This is a genomic window from Kitasatospora sp. NPDC059817 (assembly GCF_042731835.1).
GTDB lineage: Bacteria > Actinomycetota > Actinomycetes > Streptomycetales > Streptomycetaceae > Kitasatospora.
The window spans coordinates 1-5,535 of the sequence record NZ_JBHWIR010000308.1 but is presented as its reverse complement, the minus strand read 5'-3'; the positions used below and the strand labels follow the sequence as shown (position 1 = coordinate 5,535).

5 protein-coding genes are annotated in these 5,535 nt (G+C 76.1%); 4 read left to right on the top strand and 1 reads right to left on the bottom strand.

From position 1 onward, the window contains the following. Positions 1-244: 244 nt before the first annotated feature. A complete protein-coding gene (locus ACFV61_RS34025) occupies positions 245-1,729 on the top strand; it encodes a SulP family inorganic anion transporter (protein ID WP_380429563.1) in 1,485 nt (494 codons plus the stop codon). A 129-nt stretch (positions 1,730-1,858) separates the two neighbouring features. On the opposite strand, the gene ACFV61_RS34020 is transcribed toward ACFV61_RS34025, so the two are convergent. Then, positions 1,859-2,344: a DoxX family protein gene (locus ACFV61_RS34020; protein WP_063346092.1), complete on the bottom strand. Its 486-nt coding sequence runs from the start codon at positions 2,342-2,344 to the stop codon at positions 1,859-1,861. 151 nt (positions 2,345-2,495) lie between these two features. On the opposite strand from ACFV61_RS34020, the gene ACFV61_RS34015 reads away from it, so the two are divergent. The 3 genes from ACFV61_RS34015 (at position 2,496) to ACFV61_RS34005 (ending at position 5,436) form a co-directional block, all read left to right on the top strand. Next, complete coding sequence (locus tag ACFV61_RS34015; protein WP_063346091.1) at positions 2,496-3,077, top strand: TetR/AcrR family transcriptional regulator; 582 nt, start codon at positions 2,496-2,498, stop codon at positions 3,075-3,077. Between the two features lie 143 nt (positions 3,078-3,220). Further along, a complete protein-coding gene (locus ACFV61_RS34010; RefSeq protein ID WP_380495953.1) occupies positions 3,221-4,678 on the top strand; it encodes an MFS transporter in 1,458 nt (485 codons plus the stop codon). Further along, complete coding sequence (locus tag ACFV61_RS34005) at positions 4,675-5,436, top strand: SDR family NAD(P)-dependent oxidoreductase (protein WP_380495950.1); 762 nt, start codon at positions 4,675-4,677, stop codon at positions 5,434-5,436. The genes ACFV61_RS34010 and ACFV61_RS34005 overlap by 4 nt, the downstream gene beginning before the upstream one ends. Positions 5,437-5,535: the final 99 nt, after the last annotated feature.

Sequence of the window (5,535 nt, the reverse complement as noted above, 5' to 3'; positions counted from 1 at the left end):
ACGTGTGTGGGGGGGGGGCCTCGTCTTTTGTTAAAACGCCCCGGCACCCCCCCCCGCCCATCCCCCCCCCCCCGCCCCGGGCCCCCCCCCGGGGGGGGCCCCGCGAAAGGAACGCCGCCATGCGCTGTCTCCCTGCCCGCCCCCCGGTGGTGACCGGGTGAGCCGAACGCCCCGCCGCCGCAAGGCCCCGCCGGGCCACCCCGGCAAGGCCGCCCCGCCGGGCCGCCGCCGGCCCCCGCTCGCCGTGCTGCGCGCCGTCCCCTGGCGCTACGACCTGCCCGCCTCGCTGGTGGTGTTCCTGGTCGCCCTGCCGCTGTGCGTCGGGGTGGCGGTCGCCTCCGGCGTCCCCGCCGAGCTGGGTCTGGTCACCGGCATCGTCGGCGGCCTGGTCGTCGGCGTCCTGCCCGGCAGCAGCCTCCAGGTCAGCGGCCCGGCCGCCGGGCTGACCGTCCTGGTCTACGAGGCCGTCCAGCGCTTCGGCGTCACCGCCCTCGGCCTGCTCGTCCTCGGCACCGGGCTGCTCCAGATCGCGATGGGAGCGCTCCGGCTCGGCCGCTGGTTCCGGGCGATGTCCGCCTCGGTGGTGCACGGCATGCTGGCCGGCATCGGGCTGACCCTGCTGTTCGGCCAGCTGTACGCGCTCGCCGACCGCCGCGCCCCGGCCACCGGACCGGAGAAGATCGCCGGACTGCCCGACCTGCTGGCGGACGTGGTCACCGGCGTGGCCAACCCGAGCGCGGTCGCCCTGGGCCTGGCCACCCTGCTCGTGCTGGTCGGCTGGAAGTACCTGCCCGGGCGCGTCGCCCGCGGCGTCCCCGCGCCGCTGGCCGCGGTCGGGCTGGCCGCCGCCGTCACGGCCGCCGTCGACCTGCCGGTGGCGAGGGTCCGGGTGTCCGGCCTGCTCGACGTCGTCCACCTGCCCGACCGTGCCGCGCTCGGCGCGGTGGCGGGCACCGCCGGCCTCGGTACGGTCGTCGCCTTCACCCTGATCGCCTCCGCCGAGACGCTGTTCAGCGCCGCCGCCGTCGACCGGATGCACCACGGCCGGCGCACCGACTACGACCGCGAGCTGACCTCCCAGGGCATCGGCAACACCGTCTGCGGGCTGCTCGGCGCCCTTCCGATGACCGCGGTGATCGTCCGCAGCGCGGCCAACGTCCAGGCGGGGGCGCGGACCAAGGCCTCGCGCACCCTGCACGGGCTCTGGCTGCTGCTGTTCACCGCGCTGCTGCCCGGCGTGCTCGGGCTGGTCCCGCTCACCGCGCTGGCCGCCGTCCTGGTCCACGCCGGCGCCAAGCTCGTCCCGCTGCGGCGGATCGCCGCGCTCTGCCGCGGCCACCGGGGCGAGGCGCTGGTGCTCGCGGTGACCGCGGGCGCCATCATCGCCACCGACCTGTTCGAGGGTGTGCTGATCGGCATCGGCCTGGCCGTGGCCAAGTCCGCCTGGCAGACCTCGCACCTGCAGATCGGCCTGGAGGAACTGGTCCTGCCGTCCGGCGAGGCCCTGCAGCGCGTCCGGCTCAGCGGCAACGCGACCTTCCTGCGGCTGCCCCGGCTGCTGGACGCCCTGGAACGGCTGCCGGCCGACCGGCCGGTGGAACTCGACTGGTCCGGGCTGCGCCACCTGGACCACGCCTGCACGGTGGCCCTCACCGCGTGGGCCGCCCAGCACCGGGCCCGCTCCACCGCTCCGCTCGCGGTCGAACCGCCGCTGCCGACCGTGGTGTGAGGACGGGCGGACGCGGCCCGGGCCACGACCGGGGCCGTCGACGGACTGACCCCGCACAGTCAGTCCGTCGTGCCGTCCGTCGAGCTGTCCGCCGGTCCGGTTCTCAGCCGTCCGCCGGGCCGGGGGCGCTCAGCCGGTCTGGCCCGGGTGTGCCCCGGCCGGGGCGGGCTGGGCGGCCGGCTCGGCCGTGGTGCGCCGGATCAGCAGCCGGTCCAGGGCGTACGGGCCGGAGCCGAGCACCGCGATGGCGAGGAAGGCCCAGCAGAACATGACGGAGGGTTCGCCACCGTTCTGCAGCGGCAGCAGGGAGTGCTCCTGGTGGACGGTGAAGTAGGCGTACGCCATCGAGCCGGAGCAGAGCAGGGCGGCGGTCCGGGTGCCGACGCCGAGCAGCACCAGGGCGCCGCCGACCAGTTGGATCAGCGCGGCCCACCAGCCGGGCCACTGGCCGAGCGGGACGGTGCCGCCGCCCTTGGCGCCACCGAGGACGCCGAAGAGCGAGGCGGCGCCGTGGCAGGCGAAGAGCAGTCCAACGACGACCCGGAAGGCCGTCAGGACGAGCGGGCGGGCGGCCTCGGCCGCCTGCTGGGGAGAGGTGGGAAGGTTCGCGGGCATGGGGAAAGGCCTCCTGTGGGGGGAGGAGGAGGTACGGGGCGGTAAGGGTAGCCTTGGTCTAGTCCACTTGGCAATGCTCCGTCAGATCCCACGTGTGCGACCTTCGGGGAGGATCTTGACCGATCGTTCTGGAAAGGGTTAGCGTTCACCCATGGCGCGAACGAAGGAATTCGACCCGGACACGGTGCTCCAGTCGGCCCTTGAGCTGTTCTGGCGGCGCGGCTACGAGGCCACCTCGATGGCCGACCTGGTCGAGGAGCTCGGGATCGCCCGGGCGAGCATCTACGCCACCTTCGGCAGCAAGCACGAACTGTTCCTGCGGGCGCTGGAGCGGTACGGCGAGCAGGCCGACCCGGTGCTGCTGGCCGAGCTCTCCCAGCCCGGCCCGGTGCTGCCGGCCGTCCGCGCGCTGGTCCGCCGGTTCGCGGCGGAGTCGGCCGGGGACGGCCGGGAGCGCGGCTGCTTCGTCACCAACACCGCCGTCGAGCTCGCCCCGCACGATCCCTCGGCGGCCCGCCAGGTGGGAGCCAGCCTCGCCCACCTGGAGACGGTGCTGACCGCCGCCCTGGTGCGTGCCGAGGCGCGGGGGGAGCTGCCCGCCGGGCGGGAACCCCGGGCGCTGGCCCGGATGCTGATGGTGTTGATGCAGGGCATGCGGGTGATGGGGAAGACGGCCGACGGCGCGTCCCGGGTGCGGGACGCCGCCGAGCAGGCGCTGGTGCTGCTCGACTGACGGATCGACTTGCGGATCGACTCGCGGATCGATTTGCGGATCGACTGGCGAATCGTGGGGCGGTGGTGGGGTGACGGTGGATGTCGCCTCTTGCTGTCTCAATACTGGACCGAACGGTCATTTTGTGGAGGAGGGGGGTTTCCATGAGTGTCGCCACGGCCGACCGGCCCGGCTTCGCGCTGCTCGGCGGCGTGCAGGCCACGCTGATCTTCACGATCATGATCCTGTCCGTGCCGCTGCCCCTGGTGGCCCGGGAGTTCGGGCTCGGCCCGTCCGGCGTGCTGCTGCTGAGCGCCGCCTACGGACTCTCCTTCAGCGCCCTGCTGCTCCTCGGCGGGCGGCTGACCGACCGCCACGGCGGCCGCAGGCTGCTGCGGGTGGGCCTGGCCCTGCTCGGCGCCGCCTCGATCGCCTGCGCCCTCGCGCCCGGCTACCCCGTCCTGCTGGCGAGCCGCTTCGCCCAGGGCGTCGGCGCGGCCCTGGCCGCCCCGGCGGCGGTCGCCGTGGTCCGGGTGCTGCGGCCCGAACCCGCCGACTACCGGCGGGCGATGGCCGCCTGGGGCGGCCTCTCGGTGCTCGGCGCCACGGCGGGCAACCTGCTCTCCGGCGCCGTCGCCGCCTGGGTCTCCTGGCGCTGGCTGTTCGCGGTGCCCGTCCTGGTCGCCCTCGTCGGCCTGGCCCGCTCCGGCTCGCTGCCGCTCGCCGACCCGGCCGGTCGACCGCCCGCCGACCCGCCCGGCCGACCGTCTGCCGACCGCCGGCCGGCCCTGGACCTGCCCGGCGCCGCGCTGGCCGCCGCCGGTGTCTGCGCGGCCAGTTACGGCCTGGTGGCGTCCACCGAGCACGGCTGGCGAAGCCCCGGGACGCTGCTGCCGCTGGCCGCCGGGCTCGCCCTGCTGCTCGCCTTCGCCGCCGTCGAACGGCGCACCGCCGACCCGCTGCTGCCGCCCGGCTTCCTCGCCGACCGCCGCCGGGCCACCGCCCTCGCCGCCGTCATGGCGACCGCCGCCGGCACCGCGCTGACCTTCCTGCTGCTCGCGCTCTACCTCCAACAGGTCCGCGGCTGGGGCGTGCTGGCCACCTCCGCCGCCTTCCTGCCGTACGCGGCGGCGCTGCTGACGGCCGGCCGCCTGGCCGGGCCGCTGACCGCCCGCTACGGCGCCGTCGCGGTCACCGCCGGAGGGCTCGCCTTCGCGGCGGCCGGGCTCGGCCTGCTGGCGGGCCTCGCGTCCGGCAGCGACTACGCCACCGGGCTGCTGCCCGGGTTGCTCCTGCTGCCCGCCGGGGCCGCGGCCGCCTTCGCCGGCGCGGCCGTGCTCGCCACCGCGGGCGTGCCGCCCGAGCGGACCGGTCTCGCCGCGGGCGTGCTCAACACCGCGATGGAACTCGGCCCCACCGCCGGGGTGGCCGCCCTGATGGCGCTCGCCGCCACCCGCCCGAGCGTGGTCGGCGGCTACGCCACGGCCTTCGCGGCGGCGGGCGCCGCCCTGGCCCTCACCGCCCTCGCCGTCGCCACGCTGGCGCGGGCGACTCCCGAGGCCGCCACAGAGACCGACACCGCCCCAGAACGCACCATCCAGATCAAGGAGCACCTCTCATGACCACGCGTTTCACCGACAAGTCCGTCCTGGTCACCGGCGGCGGCAGCGGGATCGGACGGGCCGTGGCGCTCGCCTTCGCCCGGGAGGGCGCCCGGGTCGCGGTCGCGGGCCGCAGCGCGGGCCCGCTCGCCGAGACGGTCGAGCTGATCGAGCGGGCGGGCGGCAAGGCCGTCGCGCTGACGGGCGACGTGGCGGACGGTCAGGACGCCGCCCGGCTGGTCCGGGAGACCGTCGAAGTCCTCGGCGGTCTGGACGTCGCCGTCAACAACGCCGGGGTGTTCGGCGCGGTCGGCCCGGTCGCCGACATCGACGAGGACGAGTGGCACCGGGTGTTCGCGGTCAACCTGACCGGCACCTGGCTCGCCATGAAGCACCAGATCGGCCACATGCGGGCCCACGGCGGCGGTGCGATCGTCAACGTGTCGTCCAACCTCGGCGTCCACATGCGGGTGCCCGGCCTCGGCGCCTACGCCGCCAGCAAGGCCGCCGTCACCGCGCTGACCCGCAGCGCCGCCCTCGACCACATCGCGGACGGCGTGCGGATCACCATGGTGAGCCCCGGCCCGGTGGACACCAGCATGTCCACCCGGCCCGGCGAGAACGCCGACGACAAGGCCGCGCGGATGAAGGACAGCCTCCCCGTCGGCCGGGCGGGTGCGGTCGAGGAGGTCGCCGCCGCGGTGCTGTACCTGGCCTCGTCCGAGGCGGGCTTCACCGTCGGCGCCGACCTCGTCCTGGACGGCGGCGCCACCGCCTGACCCACCTGCGGGCCCACCCCCCCCGGGGGGCCCCCCCCGGGGGGCCCCACGCGGGCCCACTAGGGGCCCCCCGCCCGCCCCGTCCCCCCCGATGGTGGG